Origin of the sequence: Hydrogenovibrio sp. 3SP14C1 (genome assembly GCF_029625905.1) — a bacterium.
Taxonomy (GTDB): Bacteria; Pseudomonadota; Gammaproteobacteria; order Thiomicrospirales; family Thiomicrospiraceae; genus Hydrogenovibrio.
In genome coordinates this window covers 1-240 of record NZ_JARTLM010000296.1, presented here as the reverse complement: position 1 = coordinate 240, position 240 = coordinate 1, and the positions used below count along the sequence as shown (strand labels likewise).

The window sequence follows — 240 nt, the reverse complement described above, 5'->3', positions numbered from 1 at the left end:
AAAGTGTGTTGGGCCTGCGAGAGGCGGGCTACGAGGTGTTCTGGCTGAGCGAAGCAACGGCTAGCCGTCGCCGCGAAGAGGCGCAGCTGGCCAAAGCGCGTGCCTGTGCGGCAGGCGCGGTGGCCGTCAGCGCCGACATGGTGGCGTATGAATGGCTGCACCGCTGTGACACCCCGCTTTTCAAGGAGGTGCACCAGCGATTCCTCAAACCGCGCTCACCGCAGCCGGTGACCTTTTTCT

Annotated in this window: 1 pseudogene; it reads left to right on the top strand. The window is 64.6% G+C overall.

Annotated elements, in window-relative coordinates:
- Positions 1 to 240, top strand: a pseudogene (locus P8629_RS12585) (hypothetical protein); the annotation flags it as partial.